Annotated in this window: 14 protein-coding genes; 5 read left to right on the top strand and 9 right to left on the bottom strand. The window is 63.9% G+C overall.

Annotated elements, in window-relative coordinates:
* Positions 1 to 10 precede the first annotated feature (10 nt).
* Positions 11 to 1,492, bottom strand: coding sequence for a spinster family MFS transporter (locus ACQ66J_RS08115; RefSeq protein ID WP_430431204.1), 1,482 nt, complete (start codon positions 1,490 to 1,492; stop codon positions 11 to 13).
* 230 nt (positions 1,493 to 1,722) lie between these two features.
* On the opposite strand from ACQ66J_RS08115, the gene ACQ66J_RS08110 reads away from it, so the two are divergent.
* On the top strand, positions 1,723 to 3,081 hold the full coding sequence (locus tag ACQ66J_RS08110; RefSeq protein ID WP_430431203.1) for an MBL fold metallo-hydrolase RNA specificity domain-containing protein: 1,359 nt from the start codon (positions 1,723 to 1,725) through the stop codon (positions 3,079 to 3,081).
* 78 nt (positions 3,082 to 3,159) lie between these two features.
* Here ACQ66J_RS08110 and ACQ66J_RS08105 read toward each other — a convergent pair whose 3' ends face one another.
* Positions 3,160 to 3,597 carry an FKBP-type peptidyl-prolyl cis-trans isomerase gene (locus tag ACQ66J_RS08105; protein ID WP_375547623.1) on the bottom strand — a complete coding sequence of 146 codons (438 nt, stop codon included), beginning with the start codon at positions 3,595 to 3,597 and terminating at the stop codon, positions 3,160 to 3,162.
* A 292-nt stretch (positions 3,598 to 3,889) separates the two neighbouring features.
* Here ACQ66J_RS08105 and ACQ66J_RS08100 point away from each other — a divergent pair, with 292 nt between their 5' ends.
* From ACQ66J_RS08100 to ACQ66J_RS08090, 3 genes are read left to right on the top strand one after another with little or no spacing between them, the layout of a single operon-like run.
* Positions 3,890 to 4,546, top strand: coding sequence for an ABC transporter ATP-binding protein (locus ACQ66J_RS08100; protein ID WP_430431202.1), 657 nt, complete (start codon positions 3,890 to 3,892; stop codon positions 4,544 to 4,546).
* A complete protein-coding gene (locus tag ACQ66J_RS08095; protein WP_430432244.1) occupies positions 4,546 to 6,957 on the top strand; it encodes an FtsX-like permease family protein in 2,412 nt (803 codons plus the stop codon). The genes ACQ66J_RS08100 and ACQ66J_RS08095 overlap by 1 nt, the downstream gene beginning before the upstream one ends.
* A gap of 57 nt (positions 6,958 to 7,014) precedes the next feature.
* On the top strand, positions 7,015 to 8,082 hold the full coding sequence (locus ACQ66J_RS08090) for a lipocalin-like domain-containing protein (RefSeq protein ID WP_430432243.1): 1,068 nt from the start codon (positions 7,015 to 7,017) through the stop codon (positions 8,080 to 8,082).
* Positions 8,083 to 8,127: 45 nt separating this feature from the next.
* Here the strand turns inward: ACQ66J_RS08090 and ACQ66J_RS08085 are convergent, their stop codons facing one another.
* From ACQ66J_RS08085 to ACQ66J_RS08065, 5 genes are all read right to left on the bottom strand, one after another.
* Positions 8,128 to 9,327: an acetyl-CoA C-acyltransferase gene (locus ACQ66J_RS08085; RefSeq protein WP_430431201.1), complete on the bottom strand. Its 1,200-nt coding sequence runs from the start codon at positions 9,325 to 9,327 to the stop codon at positions 8,128 to 8,130.
* Positions 9,328 to 9,340: 13 nt separating this feature from the next.
* Positions 9,341 to 10,567 (bottom strand): acetyl-CoA acetyltransferase, encoded by a 1,227-nt coding sequence (locus ACQ66J_RS08080; protein WP_430431200.1) that lies wholly within the window; start codon positions 10,565 to 10,567, stop codon positions 9,341 to 9,343.
* The gene (locus tag ACQ66J_RS08075) at positions 10,564 to 12,273 is read right to left on the bottom strand and encodes a class I adenylate-forming enzyme family protein (RefSeq protein WP_430431199.1); all 1,710 of its coding nucleotides are present in this window, start codon (positions 12,271 to 12,273) and stop codon (positions 10,564 to 10,566) included. The genes ACQ66J_RS08080 and ACQ66J_RS08075 overlap by 4 nt, the downstream gene beginning before the upstream one ends.
* An 85-nt stretch (positions 12,274 to 12,358) precedes the next feature.
* Positions 12,359 to 13,846: a carotenoid oxygenase family protein gene (locus tag ACQ66J_RS08070; protein WP_375547633.1), complete on the bottom strand. Its 1,488-nt coding sequence runs from the start codon at positions 13,844 to 13,846 to the stop codon at positions 12,359 to 12,361.
* Positions 13,827 to 14,801, bottom strand: coding sequence for an NAD(P)H-dependent flavin oxidoreductase (locus ACQ66J_RS08065; RefSeq protein ID WP_430431198.1), 975 nt, complete (start codon positions 14,799 to 14,801; stop codon positions 13,827 to 13,829). The genes ACQ66J_RS08070 and ACQ66J_RS08065 overlap by 20 nt, the downstream gene beginning before the upstream one ends.
* A 164-nt stretch (positions 14,802 to 14,965) precedes the next feature.
* On the opposite strand from ACQ66J_RS08065, the gene ACQ66J_RS08060 reads away from it, so the two are divergent.
* Positions 14,966 to 15,910 (top strand): winged helix-turn-helix transcriptional regulator, encoded by a 945-nt coding sequence (locus ACQ66J_RS08060; RefSeq protein ID WP_430431197.1) that lies wholly within the window; start codon positions 14,966 to 14,968, stop codon positions 15,908 to 15,910.
* Positions 15,911 to 15,976: 66 nt separating this feature from the next.
* Here ACQ66J_RS08060 and ACQ66J_RS08055 read toward each other — a convergent pair whose 3' ends face one another.
* Together ACQ66J_RS08055 and ACQ66J_RS08050 are read right to left on the bottom strand one after the other, a co-directional pair.
* Entirely contained in the window at positions 15,977 to 18,181 is a 2,205-nt protein-coding gene (locus tag ACQ66J_RS08055) for a TonB-dependent receptor (protein ID WP_430431196.1), read from the bottom strand.
* A gap of 126 nt (positions 18,182 to 18,307) precedes the next feature.
* Positions 18,308 to 20,002, bottom strand: coding sequence for an aldehyde dehydrogenase family protein (locus ACQ66J_RS08050; protein WP_430431195.1), 1,695 nt, complete (start codon positions 20,000 to 20,002; stop codon positions 18,308 to 18,310).
* Positions 20,003 to 20,025: the final 23 nt, after the last annotated feature.

The raw sequence follows: 20,025 nt of genomic DNA, 5'->3' as shown, positions 1-20,025 counted from the left end.
CCCGCGCGCCTCAGGCCACCAGATCCTGCTTGAGCTTGCGCGCGCACAGCACGAAGAAACCCGCCGCGACCACATAGATCAGGGCGATGGTGACCATGGAGTATTCCGTGCTCGCCGCATTTGCCTGCACGCAGAAGTCATAAAGCGCGTCAGGCGCTCCGGTGGCGGCTTCTCCGGCCAGTCGGGCGGCGTTTGCAGCCGTTTGCGCGGCGTCGCACGCCGCCCGGTCCACGGCAAAGCCCAGATCCGCCGTGGCGCGCATCCGGACGAACCAGAAATCACTCACCACGCCGGCGAACAGCGGGCCCAGGCCATAGCCCAGCAAGTTCACCACGAACAGCAAGATCGCGGTGGCCGTCGCACGTACCCGCGTGCTCACAACGCCTTGGCCAATCGTGTATTGCGCAGCGAGATAGCCGTATTTGATAAAGCCGCCCAGAGACAGGGCGAGCACGCACAGCCAAGCGATCTCGGTCGTGAAGGCGACCAGATAAAACGGCACGGACAAAGCCAGCCCGCCTGCAGCGAGCCAAGCGATCGCTGCGGCGTTCTTTTTCTGAAGGCGTGTCGCCAGCCACCCCAACGCGAACGTGCCGATGGCGCTGGCCAACGCAGCGGGCGCGTTGAAGTACACCGCCGCCTGCCCTGTGGTCAGCTCAAAGCTACGCACCACGTAAAGCGTCAGAAAGCTCGAAATGCCATAGCCGCAAAACGCGGCGACCGTCGCTCCGGCCGTCATCGTCCAGTAGGACGGCTTGGCCAGTAGCTCTTTCATCGCCGCGCCGAAATCGGCTTTCTCCGGACGCGGCGCGTTCGGCGGATCGGTATAGCCACGCGGCGGCTCCTTGATGGTCAGCCACAACACTGCGCCGATGGCGATGCCCGGCAGCCCCAGGATGAAAAAGGCGGCGCGCCATCCGAATGCATCGGTGACCGGGCCGCCGATCAGGCTGGCGAGCATGGAGCCGAGCGTCACGCCCATGGCGTAATAGCCCAGCGCTGAAGATCGGTTTTGTGGAGCGTAATAATCGGCCAGCAAGGAATTGGCGGGCGGCGTGCAGCCCGCTTCACCCAGCCCGACGCCGATGCGGAACAGCAAGAGCAACCAGAACCCGCCGATGACGAAGCCGAAGATCGTCACATCCATGGCGAGACCGCACATCGCCGTCATGAGCGACCAGAAGGCCACAGACACGGCGATGATGATCACACGGTTCTTGCGTTCCGCCAGCCGGGCGATGGGAATGCCCGCCAGCGTGTAGAGCATGGCGAAGCCAAACCCCGTGAGCAGGCCGAACCCGGTATCGTCGATCCCGAGCTCCGCCTTGATCGGCGCCGCCGCAACCGCCAGCAAGCCCCGGTCGACGAAATTCAGGATGTAGACCACAAGCAAGGCGTTCAGGACATAAAAGCGATACCGCGGCGTACCGTAATTTCGACCCGCCTCACCTGCATTGCCGTCAACGGCTGCGCCACCTGCAATATTCGCCATGCAACCCCCTGTATGCGCTCGTTATCGTGTGGCGCTTTTATGGTTGATGACCATACCGTAGTTTTTGAGCCTTGGCGTGCAAGCGCGCCCAGGGGAACTCTGCGTGCAGACCTGACGCCGCCTAAGGCAGGGATGAGGCAAGACGCGCTCTCATGTGTGGCGAGCCTCTTAAGCTTCGCTGATAAATTCAGCACCTACCGGCCGCATTTCAAACAGCCTATACAGGATGCATGCTGACACTGACCTGTCTTGGCGGCGCCGGAACCGTCACCGGCTCCAAACATTTACTGACCCATCAGGGACGGCGGATCTTGATTGATTGCGGCCTGTTTCAGGGTTTGAAGAATTTGCGCGAGCTGAACTGGGCCCCGCTGCCCCTTGATCCGTCCAGTATCGACGCCGTCGTGCTCACCCACGCCCATCTGGACCATTGCGGGTATCTGCCGCGCCTGATCGCAGACGGTTTTGAAGGGCCGGTCTTCGCCACACCCGCGACGTGCGACGTCGCCGAGCTGATCTTGCGCGACTCCGGTTATCTGCAGGAGAAAGACGCCGAATACGCCAACCGGAAGGGCTTCACCCGACATTCGCCCGCCTTGCCGCTGTATGATCTTGAGCAAGCCGAGCAATCGCTGGGTCATTTCACCCCGACCGCGTTTGGCCATGTCACGACCTTGCCGGGCGGCGCAAAACTGGTGTTTCGCCGCGCGGGCCACATTCTCGGCGCAGCCACGGCCGAGATTGAGTGGGGCGGTCGACGCATCGTGTTTTCAGGGGATCTGGGGCGCTATGGCGACGGCATGATGGTCGATCCGGAACCCGTGGAACGCGCAGACTATGTCGTGATTGAATCCACCTATGGCGATCGCCTGCACACGCCGGGGGACCCGATCGAGCAACTGGGCGACATCATTGAGCGCACCATAAAGCGTGGCGGCAACGTGCTGATTCCATCCTTCGCCGTGGGGCGGGCGCAGTTGCTGCTGTATTATCTGTGGCGCTTGAAGCAGGCGGGGCGTCTGAACTCGGTTCCGATCTATCTCGACAGCCCGATGGCGATCGACGCGACCGGGCTGCTGCACGCCCATATCGACGATCACCGCCTGGACCGCGACAGTTGCCGGAACATGTGCGCCATCGCCGAGTATACGCGCAGCGTCGACCAGTCGAAGGCCGTCACGGCGAGCCCCTACCCCAAGGTCGTGATCTCTGCGAGCGGCATGGCGACGGGCGGGCGTGTGCTGCATCACCTCAAAGCCCTCGGCGGGGATCCTCGCAATACGATTCTCTTCGCCGGTTACCAGGCCGCCGGCACCCGAGGACGCGCCCTTTTAAATGGCAAGCGCGAGGTGAAAATTCACGGCAAGTGGATCGCGATCGAGGCGGAGATCGCTGACCTGTCACAGCTCTCCGCCCATGCCGATAGTGATGAGCTGATACGCTGGCTGTCCGGCTTCAAGACCGCGCCACAAGACGTGTTCGTCGTTCACGGAGAACCTGAATCCTCTGACGCGCTTCGCGTACGCATCAAGCGTGAGCTTGGCTGGGACGCCCGAGCGCCGCGGCAAGACCAAGTCTTTGAGCTGTAGTCGATACACAGGCTGGCGCATCAACGCTCAGGCATGACGGCGTTGGCGATCATGACCGCCAACGCCGTAGTCTCGACCTCAGGCCGCAGACTTGATCTCGACCAGTTTCAGGTCGAAATGCAGGTCTTCACCGGACAATGGGTGATTACCGTCGGCGGTCACCGTCTCGGCGCCGACTTCGGTAATGGTGAGATTCACCGTCGAGCCGTCAGGCTGGGCCGCCGTCAGGGTCATGCCCGGCTCGGGCGTATTATCGCCCGACAATTGCGCCCGCGGAATTTCGACGATCAAGTCTTCGCGGCGCGGACCGAACGCGTCGGCGACGCCGACGGTGACAGATTCTTCTTTGCCGACTTCCATGCCGTCCAGAACGGCTTCGACGGCCGGGAAGATCTCGGCGCCGCCGATGGTCAGGGCGGCGGGATCATTGTCTTCTGTCTTTCCGACGACCCGGCCGTCCGTGGTGCGAACGACGTAATTCACCAGGACGGTGTCGCCCTTTTTTGCTGTCTGCATGGTAGAACCCTTTTTGAGGGTGAACAGGACAGACGCATCAGCGAACTGCGCGACCGGCAGCTGCATGCACGCCTACGGCCTGTTGTGGTCGCAATCTGTGCGCTCAAAGTCAAATCGTGCGGTCAGACCAGCATCGAGCCAGCATGGCCTTAATCGCCCAGCCATGCATCATATGAAGGGAGCGTACGCTCGGTGGACAGGGTTTGCTCATTGAACCCATGACTTCGCCTGGATCGTCCGTGCCCGGCGAACGAAGCAGCCTATATGGTGGAGAGCAAGATTTGGAGCGCCCATGCTGGTTCAGCTTGAGAATCTGGAAAAAGCCTATGGCGATGGCGCGGATCGCCAGCACGTGCTGCGCGGCGTCAGCCTGGAGCTTGATCGCGGCGAGAGCCTGGCGATCACGGGCGAGTCCGGCTCGGGCAAAAGCACGCTTCTGCACCTGATCGGTCTGCTGGATGCGCCGGACGCCGGCCAGATCATCCTGGACGGAGACATCGTCTCGACCCTGAACGATACGGGCCGGGCCCAGCGCCGCCGCGAGCAGATCGGGCTTGTCTTCCAGCAATTCAATCTGGCGCCCTCCCTGACCGTCGCCAGCAATATCGCGTTGCAGGCCCGGCTCGCCCGCCGTTTCGACCCCGCCTGGATCGCCAGTCTTGTCGAGCGTCTGGGCCTGTCAGACTTCCAGGCGCGATATCCCGAACAGTTATCGGGCGGCCAGCAACAACGCGTCGCCGTCGCGCGCGCCCTGGCGGCCAAACCTGTGCTCGTGCTGGCGGACGAACCCACCGGCAATCTCGATGAAGAGACCAGCGCCCGCGTGCTGACGCTGATGCTTGAGCTCTGCGCAGACGCCGGCACGGCGATGATCATGGCCACCCACTCCCTGCAGGCGGCGGGTCAAACGTCGCGCCGCGTTCACCTGTCGCGGGGGCGGCTGACGTGATCGGAACAGTTTTGCTGACGCTGGTGTCGCACTGGCGGCGCAAGCCCGGCCAGCTGGCGACCTTGCTGATCGGGCTGAGCCTCGCCACTGCGCTCTGGACCAGCGTTCAGGCGATCAACGCCGAAGCACGCGCGAGCTACGACCAGGCCAGCGCAACGTTGGGCGGCGGCGCGCTGATCGTGCTCACGGCCCAGAACGGCCCTCTCCCGCTCGAGACCTGGGTCAAGCTGCGCCGGGACGGCTGGGCCGCCACCCCGGTCATCGAAGGGATTCTGAGCGTCGAAGAGACGGCGCTGACGCTTCGGGGCGTGGAGCCGTTAAGCGCTGCGGGCCGGCAAGACACGCCTATCAGCGGCGGGGGCGCGATCGGGCTTGAGTTTCTGACAAGGCCGGGGGTTTTGCTGACCGCTCCGGAAACTGCCCGCCAGCTTGAGGCGTCCGGGCTCGACCTGCCGCCTATCGCCGCGCGCGCCGAAATCGCACGCGGCGAGATCATCACAGACATCGCCGTGGCGGCGCGGCTTCTGAGGCGCGGCGATCAGATCGACGCCGTGCTGATTGATCCGGCCGCGCGCCCCGGACAGACGCCCTTGACCGTGCTGGCGCCCGAGCTGAACAGCGCCACACAAGCCTCGACCGGCGAGGTCTCTCGCCTGACCGGTAGTTTTCACCTCAACCTCACCGCCTTCGGCCTGTTATCCTTCGCCGTGGGATTGTTCATCGTCTACGCGGCGATCGGGCTGAGTTTCGAGCAACGGCGCGCCATGCTGAGAACGCTGCGCGCGCTTGGCGCGCCGGTCTCCACCCTGATCGCCGCCCTTTTGATCGAGGTTCTGGTCTTCGCGCTGATCGCCGGCGCCGTCGGCGTGGCGCTGGGCTATGGCGTGGCGAGCGCGCTCTTGCCCGACGTGGCCGCCACCCTGCGCGGTCTGTATGGCGCCAGCGTGCCCGGAGCGCTGACGATCCGTCCCGAATGGTGGCTCTCGGGCTTCGCCATCGCTGTGATCGGCGCCTTGGCGGCGACGACGCAATCGCTTGTCAAAGCCGCGCGCCTGCCCTTGCTGGCGTCCGGGCAACCGCGCGCCTGGGCCCTGGCCTCCGCCCGGACCTACCAAATACAGGCGCTGGGCGCGGGCGCATGTTTCGCAGCCGCCGCGCTCCTGCCGACCATCGCATCCGGGGTGGTGGCGGGGTTCGCATTGATGGCGGGCTTGCTGTTCGGAGCAGCGCTCTTGCTACCTCCCGCCCTGGCGTTGGCGCTCACCGGCGCCCAGCGGCTGATCCGCGGACCGGTGGCGGAGTGGTTCATCGCCGACACGCGCCAGCAATTGCCGGGACTTTCGATGGCCTTGATGGCGCTCATGCTGGCTCTGGCGGCGAATATCGGCGTCGGCACCATGGTGTCGAGCTTTCGTCTGACGTTCGAGGGCTGGCTCGACCAGCGCCTGGCGGCGGAGCTGTATGTCACCACACGCGACGACGCCCAGTCCGAGGCGGTTCGCACGTTTCTGGAGGCGCGCAGCGATGCGGTGCTGCCGATCTGGAGCGCCGACGCCGCCATAGAGGACCAGCCCGGCGAAGTGTTCGGCGTGGTCGATCACGCCACCTATCGGGACCATTGGCCGCTCTTGCTGTCTGCGCCCGACGCCTGGGATGCAGTGATGACGGGCGAGGGGGTGCTGCTCAACGAGCAAAGCTGGCGCCGGTTGGGGCTTGAGTTGGGCGAGCCGGTGCGCGTTGGCGACGGCCCGGCTATGCCGCTGGCCGGAGTGTATACCGATTACGGTAACCCCAACGCCCAGGCGATCATCGCTCTGGACCGGTTGACGGCGCGCTTTGGCGATACGGTTTCGCGCCTGCGTTACGGCGTCCGGATCGCCCCCGATCAGGCGAACGCGCTGAGCGAGGATCTGTTGGCCAGATTTGACCTGCCCGCCAACGGCGTCATCGACCAGGCGAGCGTGAAACGCTTCTCCCTGTCGGTGTTCGAGCGCACCTTCGCCATCACCGCCGCGCTCAATGTGCTGACGCTGTCGGTCGCGGCGTTCGCCATGTTCGCCAGTCTGACCACGCTGGCCGCTATGCGCCTGCCCCAGCTGGCCCCGCTCTGGGCGCTGGGGCTGACGCGCACCCGGCTCGCCCAGCTTGAGCTGTTGCGGGCGCTGGTGCTGGCGCTGCTGACCTTTCTGATCGCCCTGCCCACCGGGCTGGTTCTGGCCTGGGCGCTGCTGGCGGTGGTCAATGTGGAAGCGTTCGGCTGGCGGCTTCCCATGCATTTGTTCGCGGGCGATTGGCTGCGGTTGGCGGGGCTCGCGGCGCTGGCCGCCCTTCTGGCCGCCGCCTGGCCGGCGCGGGCGCTGGCGACCCGGTCGCCGCGCGCTTTTTTGCAAACCTTCACCCAGGAGCGCTGAGCCATGATGCGACACCTCGCCACCACCCTGACGCTCATCGCCGCCCTAGCAACCACGATGGCCAACCCGGCGTCCGGCCAGGGCTTCGCGGGTCTGGGCGCCGCATCAGACGCATTCGCGGCGCCGGAACCCGGCCGATCGTTTGACTTTCCAGCCGATCACGGACCGCACCCCGACTACAGGATCGAGTGGTGGTATCTGACCGCCGTGCTCGAAGACGAGAGCGGCACGCAATATGGCGCGCAATGGACGCTGTTTCGCACCGCGCTGGCGCCGCTTGAAGGCGAAGGCTGGGAGTCGCCGCAGCTGTGGATGGGCCATGCCGCCCTCACCACGCCCGACACGCATCATCATGCCGAACGCCTGGCGCGCGGCGGTTTGGGCGTCGCCGGCGTCGAGAGCGCCCCTTTCCGCGCCCATATCGATGAATGGGCCATGCAAAGCGCCCCTGACCGGCTGGCACCCGGAGCGGATGCGCTGTCTGCGCTCGATCTGAGCGCACGCGGCGAGGATTTCTCCTATGCGCTGGAGCTGGATGCAAACGGCCCGCTGGTGTTTCACGGCGAGGCGGGTTTTTCGGTTAAATCCGCCAGTGGTCAGGCGAGTTACTATTACTCCCAACCCTTTTACGACGTCCGAGGCACGCTGCAGCTGCCGCAAGGCGAGGTCACAGTCACCGGTCAGGCCTGGCTGGATCGCGAATACGCGTCCCAGCCCCTGGCGGAAACCCAGACAGGCTGGGACTGGGTCTCTTTGCACCTGGACACGGGTGAGAAACTCATGGGGTTTCAGCTGCGACAGACTGATGGCGCGGTCTACACTTCGGCCAGCTGGATCACGCCAGACGGCGCGCTCACCGCGTTTGAGGACGGCGCCCTGACCCTGACCGCGCTTGAAACGGCGCGCGTGCGCGGGCGAGACATACCCGTGCGCTGGCGCGTGCAGCTGCCCGCGCGTGGACTGGACGTGGAGATTGAAGCTGTCAACGGGCAAAGCTGGATGCCGACCGTATTCCCATACTGGGAAGGGCCGGTTTCGATCACGGGAAGTCACAGCGGCCGCGGCTATCTGGAGATGACCGGATACGAACCCGAAAAGCCGCTCACGACTCCCCGAGAAGACTAGCGGCGCCGCCAGACAAAAGCGGACCCGTCTACGACAGTCGGCGGATCAAAGCCGTTCTATCGCCATCGCCGCGCCGACGCCGGACCCTCCATGGGTGACGACCAGGCCCAGCGCACCATCCTGACGAGCAAGCCCAGAGAGCGCGGTTGCCGCCAGGATCGCTCCGGACGCCCCCATGGGATGGCCCATGGCCAGATGCCCGCCCTCGGGATTGACCCGATCCATATCCGGCGCGTAGTCGCGCTCGAATTTGAGCGGCGGGGCGGCGAAAGCCTCCATGAACTCGATCCTGTCAAAATCAGAGAGCGACAAACGGGCTTGCTTGATCACGGCGTCCAGAGCGTCAAAGCCGGATGTGAGCTGCAGCACCGGATCCCCGGTCGCCTCGCTGATTGCAAGAATTCGCGCTTTGGGCTTCAGGCCCGCAGCCTCTCCCGCCGCCTTCGAGCCTAGCAGTGCGAGCGCGGCGCCGTCGCAAGGCGGCGGACAGTTGGCGGCCGAGTGGACATGGCGGATCTCCGACACGTCAGGCAGGTTTTCCAGTATCAGGGCGTCAAAGCCTGTCGCGCCAAGGCCTGTGAAGGCTGGCTCCATCCTCGCAAGCGTTTCAACGGTGGTGCCCGGCCGCACCGGCTCGTCATGATCGAGCACCCCTCCATCACTTGCTACGGGCACAATTTCCTCCAGACCGCCGCGATCGAACGCAGCGGCGGCGCGTTGGTGGGAACGGGCCGTGACTGTGTCGAGATCGGCCTTCTCGAAGCCTTCGCGCGTCGCCATCAGGTCGGCCGAGAGCGCCACGGGGACATAGCGCAGAGCGCGTGCAGTCTCGGGGTCGGAATAGTAAAAAGCCTTATCGCCCATAAACGGCACCCGGCTCATCATCTCGACCCCGCCGGCCAGGCGCAGCCGATCATCGCTCGCCCCTCGCGCCTCGTCGGCCGCGATCCGTATTGCGGTCAGACCGGAGACGCAGAAATTGTTGATCGTCAGAGCGCGCATGCTGGCCGGCAAACCGGCGTGCAGGCGAGAAACGAGCGCGAGGTGACCGCCCTGCGCGCCGACCTGTCCGACGCTGCCAAGCACAAGCGAGGCCGCGCGCGCAACTTCATCACGCCCGTTGCGCGCGCCCAGAGCGTCGATCAGTTTTCCCACAAGCGCATGTGGCGTGTGGCTGGCCAGGGCGCCTGTGTCCTTGGCCTTGCCACGCGGCGTGCGTACGGCGTCGTAAAGATAAATGTCCAAGCGTGGCGCTCCGTTAAGTTCCGATGATGAGACAGGCGCTCGCGGTGGTCGAACCGCCGACATTGAAGGTCGCCACCGTGCGCGCGCCGTCCACCTGCATGTCCCCGGCCGCGCCGCGCGTCTGAAGCGCCGCATCCAGCGCCATGCGCACGCCGGTCGCCCCAACTGGATGGCCGAGCCCGATCAGCCCCCCAGAGGGATTGAAAGGCAGCGCCCCGCCGGGTGCGACGGCGCCGTCTTCGATCGCTTTCCAGGCCTCGCCGGGCGCGGCGAGTCCGAAATGCTCAATCGCCATGTATTCGGTGACCGAAAAACAGTCATGGGTCTCGACGGCGTCAAGCTCGGACGGGCCTGACAAGCCCGCCCGCCCATAGGCGTCGGCGATCGCCTTCCTGACCCAGGGGAACATATAGCCCTCGCCCCCGGCGCTCTCTTCGAGTTTGGACGATAACAAGAGCGGAGCAGTCGTGTGGCCCCAGCCCTTTATCCGCGGCAGATCCCCAAGGGAGAGCCCCCGTGCCGAAGCATACTCGCGCGCGACGTCTTCCGAGGCGAGAAAGACCACCGCCGCCCCGTCGGTAACCTGGCCGCAATCAGACTTACGCATGCGGCCTTCGATGACGGGATTGGCCTCATCATCCTGGGAGAAGCTGTCCGGCCCGAAGGCCCAGTCGCGGGTCTGGGCGTTGGGATTCTTTTTTGCGTTGTCGAAATTGATCCGCGAGATCTCGGCGAGATGCGCGGGGTCGAGCCCGTATCGCTGGTCGTATTCTTCGGCGAGATCAGAGAACATGGCCGGCCAAAGATAGCGCGCGCCTTGGGCTTCGCGCCCGGCCCAGGCCGCCGCGCCCAGATTTTCCGCCGCGACCTGGCCTAGCACATTGCGCATCAGCTCAACACCGATCACCGCAGCCAGGCCGTACCGCCCCGCCTCGATATCGGCGCTGGCCGCAAAGATCGCCATGGATCCCGACGCGCAGGCCGCTTCGTGCCGACTGGTGGGCAGGCCGGAGAAGGCCGGATGGATATGCGCCGCCATTCCGCCCAGCAGCCCCTGCCCGCAGAACAGCTCGGCAGCAAAATTGCCGATATGAATGACCTCGACCGCTTCAGCGTCGAGACGAGCCTCATCGAGCGCCCGCAAAGTGGTCTCGCTCATCAGCTCGAACAGGCCCTTATTGTCGCGGGTCCAGTTCTTCGCAAAATCGCTCTGCGCGCCGCCGAGAATATAGACGCTCATGCGGGTTCCGCCTCCGCCATTTCCCGGAGTTTCCAGCGCAGAACCTTGTTCATGGCGTTGCGCGGCAGAGCATCGACGAGCACGAGTTTCTCGGGAAGCTTATATTTGGCGATGTCCTTGGCGGTGAGCCAGTCGATCACCTCTTCAAGGCTTACGGTCTCACCCTCCTTGGCGACCGCCGCGACCCAGATGCGCTCACCCATGACATCGTCAGGCATGCCGAACACCGCGGCCTCGACAATCTTGGGATGGCCGTCGAGCAAGGTGTCGAGTTCTGCGGCGGATATATTGACCCCGCCCCGGATGATGATGTCCTTGGCGCGCCCTTTGAAGACTAGAAAATTCTCGTCTTCCGGAGCGATCATGAACAGGTCTCCAGTACGGAAATAGCCCTCAGAATCAAAGACCTCGTCGCGCGCCTCGCCCGTATCGCCATAATAGCCTTCAAACACCGCCGGCCCTTTGACCAGCAACTCGCCCTCCTCGCTGGGCTGCTCGACCGGTTTTCCTGTCACCAGCGAGACCAGCTTGGTCTGCAAGCGCTCATGCATGCGGTTTGAGAAATCCGCGCCGGGATGGCCGAAGCGCGGGAACCAGCTGGCCCGTCTGGCCGGCTCCGGGGCTTCCCGGGGGCCTGACGCCAGCGACACGCCCTCGTTCGAGCCGAACAGGTTGACGATCTCCACACCGCGATCTTTCCAGCCCGCAACCATAAACTCCGATAGCGGGGCCGAACCCGACCCGATCACGCGCAGCTTGGACAGGTCGAACCGGTCCAGGAGATCGCCTTGCTTAAGCAAGAGGGTCAGCACCGCTGGCGGCGCAATAGTGGCGGTGATCTCCTCCTCGGCAAGCTGGCTTAAAAACACAGGCAGCTCGAAGGGGTGGTGAAGAACCAGCACGCCCCCGCTCAAAAGCCAGCTGGCGAACATGCCTCCGATAGCGGCCATATTGGTCAGCGGGAACGGGTTGAGCAGACGCTCGCCCGGCTCGATCGCCATGGCGTCAAAGGTCGCCGGCGCGATGGCGAGCCAGTGGTTATGAGACCGCGGCACGCCTTTGGGCGTCCCGGTCGTGCCTGACGTCCAGGCGATGGTGAAGGCGTCGTTCGCCTCTCCCTCTTGCTGTGAGGCGGGGCCGAACACGCCCAGCGGTCCCTTTCGCAGAGAGACGGACGCCGCCTCGGCGCTCAAGTCCACGAGACCATCCGCCCCTGCATCCGGCCCGATGGCGAACACGATCACGCCGGCGCCTGCAACGTCGCGGCACGCTTTGGCGAGATGGCGGTCCTTGAACCGGCTTGCGGCGATCACGGCCTTGGGATTGACCGCCTTGATCACGTATCCCAGCTCATAGCCCGCGTATTGCACCGGCAGCGGCGAGACGACGACGCCGATTTTCGCCGCAGCGAGATACACAGCGACCGCCTCGACAATGTTGGGGCATTGCATGACCACGACGTCGGAACGCCGCAGCCCCGCCCGCGCGAAGACGGCGGCGTAGCGTTCGGTCAGGTCGGACAGCTGTCGCCAATCAAACCGTTTGGGGCCATCCCCGAGAAAGGTCTCGCGATCCGGCGGATCCACGGTCGCCGGGGCGCCGGGACGCGCCTTCGCCACACGCGTGAAAAGGTCATAGAACGTCTCCCGCCCCCACCATCCCTTCCGGGTATAGGCGGCGATCTTCTTGGCCGACGCGAGCTTCATCGCTGTCGTCTCCTCCCCTGTTCACACAAAAGCCGCGCGGTCTTTTTTGGTCTATCGCCAGCCGCGCGGCCGTCTTCGCGGGTCGTCAGACCCAGCCCATCTCCGATCCCGGCACCCAGGTGGAGTGAAAACCCGCCGGCACGCGCACGGGCAGTTTGACCCGGGCGACGGGCCCGGCCTCGATATCAGAGGCGTCGATGACCTGGATTTCCGAGCGGCCCTCGGCTTCGTTGGACACGAAGCTGACGAGATAGCCGTCATCCTCCTCGCCTGATCCGTTCAGGCGCGGGGCGAACGGGCTCTCCGAACCGTACCAGCCCTCTTCAAAGCGCAGGCTCTGCGATCGCCCGGTGCGGGTGTCGTATTTGATCAGGCCGTCAAACACCATGGTTTCACGATCGGTCGGGATCGAGACATGGTAGGAATAGCGCGACGGCACGCCCTGAACGTCCATATTGATGGTCGGGAATTCCGCATTGCGGTCGTCGAGCCATTCTTCCTTGGTCTCGCCGGTCTTCAGATTGAACTTCCAGCGATGGAATCGCGCTTTGAGCAGCAAGAAGGCCATCATCCGCGCATACTGGCCCCGGCCTGGCTGACTGTCCGGACACGGATCCGTGACCCGGCACCCTTCCATGATCAGCCAGTCGCCGTCCTCATAGGCGTTGGTGACGTGATAAATGTATCCCGGTTCAGCCTCGAACCAGCGCACATCCTCAGCCGAGCCATAGCGCGGGATCACCGCGAAGCGCGACGGAATGTCCTCGTAGAACGTCACCTTGTGCAGTCCGCGCGTCTTGAGAAGTTCAGGATCCCAGAACAGCGGCAGGTCGTGCAAGATGGCGTAGTTCTTCGACAGCGCCATGTCGTGGGGCAGGCGCGGACCAGGCACGTCGATTTCCACCGTGCTCATCCGCCCGTCCGGGCTGACCACGTGATAGGTCATGTAAGGCGGCTTGGTGTTGTAATCGAAGAAGAACATCTCTCCCGTCGCCGGGTCGGTCTTGGCGTGAGCCGACACCTGACGCTGGAGCTGACCGCCGAAGGTCTGCGGCCCAAGCGTTTCGCCGGTGGCCGGGTCGATGCGCACCGGAACGCCCGCCTGGTACCAGAGGGCTAGCACCTCGCCATTATGAACGATGAGATCGGTGTTCGCGCTGTCCTTCAGCCAACCGTCAGACCCCGCGCCGGGAGGCGCGTCCGGGTTCGGATGCCCCATATAACCGGGCCATTGTTCGCGCCCGGCTGCAGCGTTGAGCTTGAAATGGTCAGTTTTTACAAAGCGCGAGCGATAACTCGCCTGGCCGTCCTTGAACGCGACGGTGTGCACCATGCCATCGCCGTCAAACCAGTGATGCTTGGATGCAGGAGGATAGACCTGATTGGGGCCGTTGCGCATGTAAGCGCCGCACAAATCGGTCGGAATCTCACCGATCACCTCCAGATCTTCGGCCGTCGTCTCAGCCCTTACGGGTGCGTAAAGCCCCCGCAAATATGGATTTTCAACATCGGAGAGCCAAGTGGGAGCGTCGCGCTCCAGACGCAGAGGATCGCTAAGGCGTGGGGCGTTCATAAGCTTGTCTCCTGTCTTGAAATGGTCCGCTGAACGCAGAGGCGTCAGCAGCGTATTCGCGCGCAAGGCGCGCGATAATGTCTTTGATCGGCTCGATCGCGTTGACCGCGCCGACCCCTTGGCCGGCGGACCACACATCCTTCCATCCCTTCAGGATTTTGGAGGGGTCATCGAATTGGACGCGGCCTTTTTTGGGCAGGTCGTCCGGATCGAGCCCAGCGCGGCGCAGACTCTCTTTCAGCCAGCTGGCCGGCACGCCCGTCATGCAATCAGAGACCACAAGATCGGTCGCGTCCGCAGCGACCACCATCGCCTTGTACTCTTGGGCCGCCAGGCTCTCCTCAGCGGGGATGAAAGCTGTGCCCATATACGCAAGGTCAGCGCCCAACGCCTCGACCGACGCGACGCCGCGCCCGGTTGAGATCGCCCCGCCGACCGCGATCGGACCGTCGAAAAATCCGCGCACCGCTTCCACAAAAGCATTGGCTGCGAGAAATCCGGTATGACCGCCCGCGCCGGACGAGACGAGGACGAGCCCATCCGCGCCCGCCAGCGCCGCCTTGCGTGCGAACGCGACGGAATTAACGTCAGCGAAGACCTGACCGCCATACTCGTGAACGGCTTCAATAACGCGCTGAGGTCCGCCCAGCGCGGTGATCACGAGCGGCGGGCGGTATGTTTTCACGAGCTCCAGCTCCGCCTCGAAGCGCGGATAGCTCGAATGGGTGATCATGTTGAACGCCCAAGGCGCATCGTCCGGTCCGAGCGCACCGGAAATCTCGCTCATCCAGGCGTCGAGATCCTCGATTGTGCGGCAATTTGGACCGGGAAAGGCGCCGATCATCCCAGCCCTGCAGGCGTTGATCACAAGCGCTGGCCCGGAAATCAAGAACATCGGCGCGCACACCGCAGGCAGACGCAGATTGCGCGTGAGCGTTTCAGATAGCCGCGTCATCACTCTCTCCAAAGCCGGTCTCGAATGGGTCAGACCCTATGTCACTTTGTTAGTGAAACTCACCCTACAGACTGGAATCCGCGCTGACAAGAGGCGCTGGCCGCCACTTGTCGGCCTCGTCTCGATCGGCTCTATTTCCCGTCATGCCAGTGACGCTAAAAAGGATGATCCAGAACAATCCGGTCTCGCACGCTATCGACGTGGTCGGGGAAGCCTGGACCATGCTGATACTGCGCGAGGCTTTCCGCGGCGCGCGCCAATTTGAAGATTGGCTTTCACGACTCACCATTGCGCGCTCGGTGCTGGCGCGCCGGCTCAAGATCATGACGGCGGCCGGGCTGCTCGAAGCCAGGCTCTATCAGACCCGGCCGGAACGTTACGAATACTTGCTCACGGAAATGGGGCGAGACCTGTTCGGCGTGGCGGTCATGCTGACTTTATGGGAGCAGGATTGGTCACCGCGCGCCGATCCCGCGCGTGCAGTCCGTTTCATGCGCCGCTCCAGCGGAGAAGAAGTGCGCCCTATCATGTCCGGCGACGACCCGACCCGGGCGCTCTCGCCCTATGACGTCATGCCGGCGCCTGGACCGAACCCTGACTTCGCCCCTCGCATGAAGGCGATGCGCCGCCGCCGCGTCCAACCCGCCCAGCGCGGCGCGTCGGGGCCGATCGAGCTGGGGGTGGAGCTGTTCGGCGATTACTGGACCAATCTGGTCCTTGCTGCGGCTTTCTACCGTATCCGGCGCTATGACGACTTTCTGTCCAAGCTGGACATCTCCACCAGCGTGCTGGCCGACAGGCTGAACGCCATGGTTGCCCACGGCATTTTGGAGAAGCGACGCTATCGCACCCGGCCCGAGCGCTTTGATTATGTGCTGACCGAACGCGGCCTGGCGCTTTACCCGGTCGTGCTCGCCTTCTTCGCCTGGGGCCAGCGCTGGCTATGCCCGGAAGACACAGCGCCGGTGATTCTGGTCGACCGCGTGACCGGGGCGCAGGTCCTGCCCCGCCTGACCGACGCATTAACCGGTGAAGTGATCGATCCCCGCAGTGTCAGAGCCGCCCCCGCGCGCACTCATACAGACCGCACACAGGCTGCAAGCGGCTAAGCCAAAACGAAACGGGCGCGAACCATTTCTGACCCGCGCCCGCCTCATCCCTATAGGCTCCGCCGGTCAGCCGCCGAAGCGAACCCGCAGGCTCGCGCCCCATGTGCGCGGCGGCGCGAACACATTGAAGCCGATCCCGTTATTCTTGATTATGTGCAGAGGATAGGTCTCGTCGCCGAGATTCTTGCCCCACAACGCGATTTCCCAGCTTTCATCCATGGGCTGCCATGACAATCGCGCGTCGACGCTGGAATAAGACTCCACGAGGACTTCTGGATTGTTCGACGGGTCGAAAAAATACTCGCCCGTGTGCTGATAGTCCGTGCGCAGACGCGCATAGCCGGGTCCGATCGGCGCATCGAGCTGAGCGAACACGGTGTACTTGTTCTCCGGAGCGCGGGTGAGCTGATTGCCGTTATAGGGCAGAACACCGATTGCGGACTGGGCGTCGGACACGTATTCCGCATCCAGATAGGCATAGGTGCCCCCGACCATGAAGTTGTCGGTCAGGCGCGCCTGGGTCTCGATCTCGACACCGAATATCTCGGCATCTGCGTTCGAGGTCACCAGCGCCAAGCCGAGCAGCTCGTAAACCTGAAGGTCCTGGTAATCGGTGAAGAAGGCGGAGCCGTTCAGGATGAACCGGCCATTGTCCCAGTTGGTCTTCAATCCGATCTCGAAATTATCGAGAATCTCCGGATCCAGCGGCGTGCTCGCCTGGCCCGCATTCTGTGCCTGGCTGGGATACAGACCCGATTTATAGCCTCGGTCATAGCTGGCGTAGGCGAGTATGTTGTCGTTTGGACGCCAGTCCGCAGCAAGACGCCAGGTCGGCTCGGTCCAGCTCTCTTCGCCGGTCACGCCGCCCGGAAAGGACACCCCGAGCGGGGGCGGGCCGAGCGGAATGCCCGGAAACGGCCCGCCGGGCGTGTCATTATCAATGCCTCGCGCAAAGATTTCCTTGGAATCCCAGGTCAGCCGCACACCGCCCGTCAGGTTGATGGTTTCGGTCACCGGCCAGGTCATCTGGGCGAAGCCTGCGACACTCTGATTGGTTGCGTTCTGGGTGAACGTCACGTCTCCGCCCACGAAAGTCGGGAAGGGCGGCAGAGCGTCCACCACGAAGTTCTCGGAGCGGTTCACATCCTCGTGGAAGAGGAACAGCCCCGCCACCCATGACACACCGGAATCGGTGTTCGACGTTAAGCGGAACTCCTGAGTGAATTGATTTGAATCCTCGTCGGCCCGGTCTTCGACCAGCAGCACATAAGGCGGCGTGGGCAAACCGCCGAGATCGTCGAACCAGGAGAAATCTGTCGCCCGCCAGCTCGACAGCGAGGTGAACGTGAAAGCGTCACGCTCGACATCAAACCGGGCCTGGGCGCCATATGTGTTGCGCTCCTGGAACGTGTTTGGACTGGAGAAGCTTTCGCGCTCGTCCAGACCGCTGCGCAAGGCGCCGATCAGCGCCACAAGCGGCGGGGCGGTGTTTGGCCCGGGGACCGGGATGCGCGCCTGGCCATCCGTCTCGTCGCGAGAGATGTCGATCTGGAATAACCCGCTCACCGGACCGGTCTCAAAACTGATCGCGCCACGCCCGCCGATCGTCTTGGCGCCTTGCAGATCCTGGCCGGTCACGGCGTTCTCCGCATAGCCGGCATGTTCGTGGTAGAGCAGCGCGATACGTCCCGCCACATTCTCGTCGATCGGGCCATTGGCCACGCCTGTGAGCTGGATGTCCTCGTACTCGCCATATCCGACGGTCACTTCGGTGAACGGATCGTCGCCGTCGGGCTTCGCGGTGATGATGTTGACCGCACCCCCCGCTGCGTTTCGCCCATAGAGCGTGCCCTGCGGTCCGCGCAGAACCTCGACGCGCTCCAGGTCAAAAAAGCTGATCGCCCCGCCGCCGGCGCGGCCGATATAGACTTCATCGATGGAGACCGCCACGGAAGGGTCGCCCGCCGCGCTGTCTGACGTCGAGCCCACGCCGCGGATATAGAGCTGGGGCTCGCCAATGTTGAATTCGCTCATGGTGAAGCCGGGCGTCCGATCGGCGATCCCACCAATCCCCTCGATCGCGCTGCCGCGCAGCGCCTCTTCGTCAAACGCGCTGACCGCAATCGGCACGTCCTGAATGGACTGGGCCCGGCGTTGAGCCGTGATGGTGATGATGTCTGAGCTTTCGGCCTGGGCCAGTGCGACCTCTCCGGCCAAAAGCGAGAGAACGAGCGCGGATGCGCCCAATAAGGCATTGCTGCGATAAGCCATTGTGTTTCCTCCCCTGCTGACCCGCCTGTTTTTCTGTGTCCGGCGGACATGCGGAGAGAATAATAACTTCATTAAACGAACTGACTCAAGGCGACTTTTATAGAGAAACTAACTAAGACGCCCAATTCACCCCGTCTTGCGGCGGGTTTGCACGACGCGGAAGCGCGGCGCGACGAAGGCGAGATCGGTCAGGCTGGCGTTGCCAGCCGGATTCAGCCCGGTGACGTGATAGTCTGAATAGGCCGCCATGAAATTGACCGGCATGCCGCCGTCTATGTTCACGCTGACCGAGGCGCCCGCCGCGATGTAAGCAGGCAGGGCCTTCTCGATGAAGTCCTCGTCGGTCGAGTAAAGATACGAAGAGATCGCACCGCGGCTCCGGGCTTGGCGGGTGGCGCGCTCCACACCCTCTTCGGCGGTCTCGACCGGAATGACGAAGCCGATCGGGCCAAACCGCTCCTCCCCATAGAAATCCTCATTGTCAGCCTCGGATTCAATCAGGACCGGGCTGCACGTCCGCGCATCGGGGTAATCAGGATTGGCGACCGGCGAGGCGTGGCGCAGAATCCGCCCCTCGCGTTCGCCGCGTGCGGTCATCGCCTCGACATTGCCAAGCGTGGCTTCAGCCTGAACCGTTGCGCACACCGCCGCGCCCGTGGCGTTGTCGCCGGCAATTCGGTCAATGGCCGAAACAAGGATCTGCACCGCCTCCTCATAGGCGATCACCCGGTCGCCGGATCGCACGCCGGAGAGGGGTATGAAATAGTTCTGCGGGGCGGTGCACATCTGGCTTGAGAAAGAACTCATGGCGCGCACCACCGCGCCGGCCGCTTTTTCGAAATCCTGCGCGGAGTGAAACACCACCGAATTGCAGCCTGCCGTCTCGGTGAACACCAGACGGTCCCCGGCGTTCTGTTCGATCCAGGTCCCAAAGCGCTGAGAGCCGGTATAGTCGATGATCCGGCAATCGGGATGTGAGATCAGCTCTTTGGTCACCGGATGATCCGGGCTGTCCGTGGCGAGCAGGACCAGATTGGGATCAAAGCCCGCCCGCTCCAGCACCCGGCGGCAGGTCGCGACCGCCATCGCCGTGGGCAGGATGGAGCTGGGGTGAGGTTTGAGGATCGCCGCGTTGCCAGTCATCAGATTGGCCGTCAGAGCCGGATAGGCGTTCCACAACGGAAAGGTCGCGCAGCATACGATAGCGGCGGGGCCAAGCGGGACGCGGTGATAACGTTTGTCCAGCGTCACCGGCTCTGGATCCAGAAAGCGCTTGGTCCATCGCGCCGTATCGGGCACGTCCATCTGGGCCTTATAGCCATAGACCAGCGCCTCAAGTCCGCGGTCCAGCGCGTTGGCGCCCGAGCCGGAGAACGCCATGACGAACCCTTGCCCGGCTGTGTGCATGGTGGCGTGTGCGGTCTCGAACGTGTCCTTCTCCAGCTCGAACAGCATCTCAGTCAGCACGTCCGCACGTGTATCCGGGCGCGTTGCGGCCCAGCTCCCCATGGCGGCGCGCGCCGCCTTGATCAACGCGTCCGGATCGCAGCGCGGATAGTCAATGCCCAGCGGCTTGCGCGTATAGGGCGATATTTCCGCCTCGCCCACCCGGCCGATCTCGCCAGGCTGGTCGAGTTCAAAGGGTTTTCCAAGCCGCGCCTGAAACCGTTCCTTGCCCAGTCGCGGCGCCGCCTCGCCATGTAACTTTTTCGACGGGCTTTCCTTGAAGGGGCTGAACTGGTCTCGAAGCTGAACGGCCTCCAGAGCGGCCTCGAGGACCTTGCGACGATCTGAGCGCGTCTGAGTGGCGATTGCGGTCATTTAAGGTCTCTCCGGTCAGGCTG

It is taken from the genome of Oceanicaulis sp. (assembly GCF_965284345.1).
Classification (GTDB): Bacteria; Pseudomonadota; Alphaproteobacteria; order Caulobacterales; family Maricaulaceae; genus Oceanicaulis; species Oceanicaulis alexandrii_A.
This window is presented reverse-complemented; position numbering and strand designations above follow the sequence as displayed.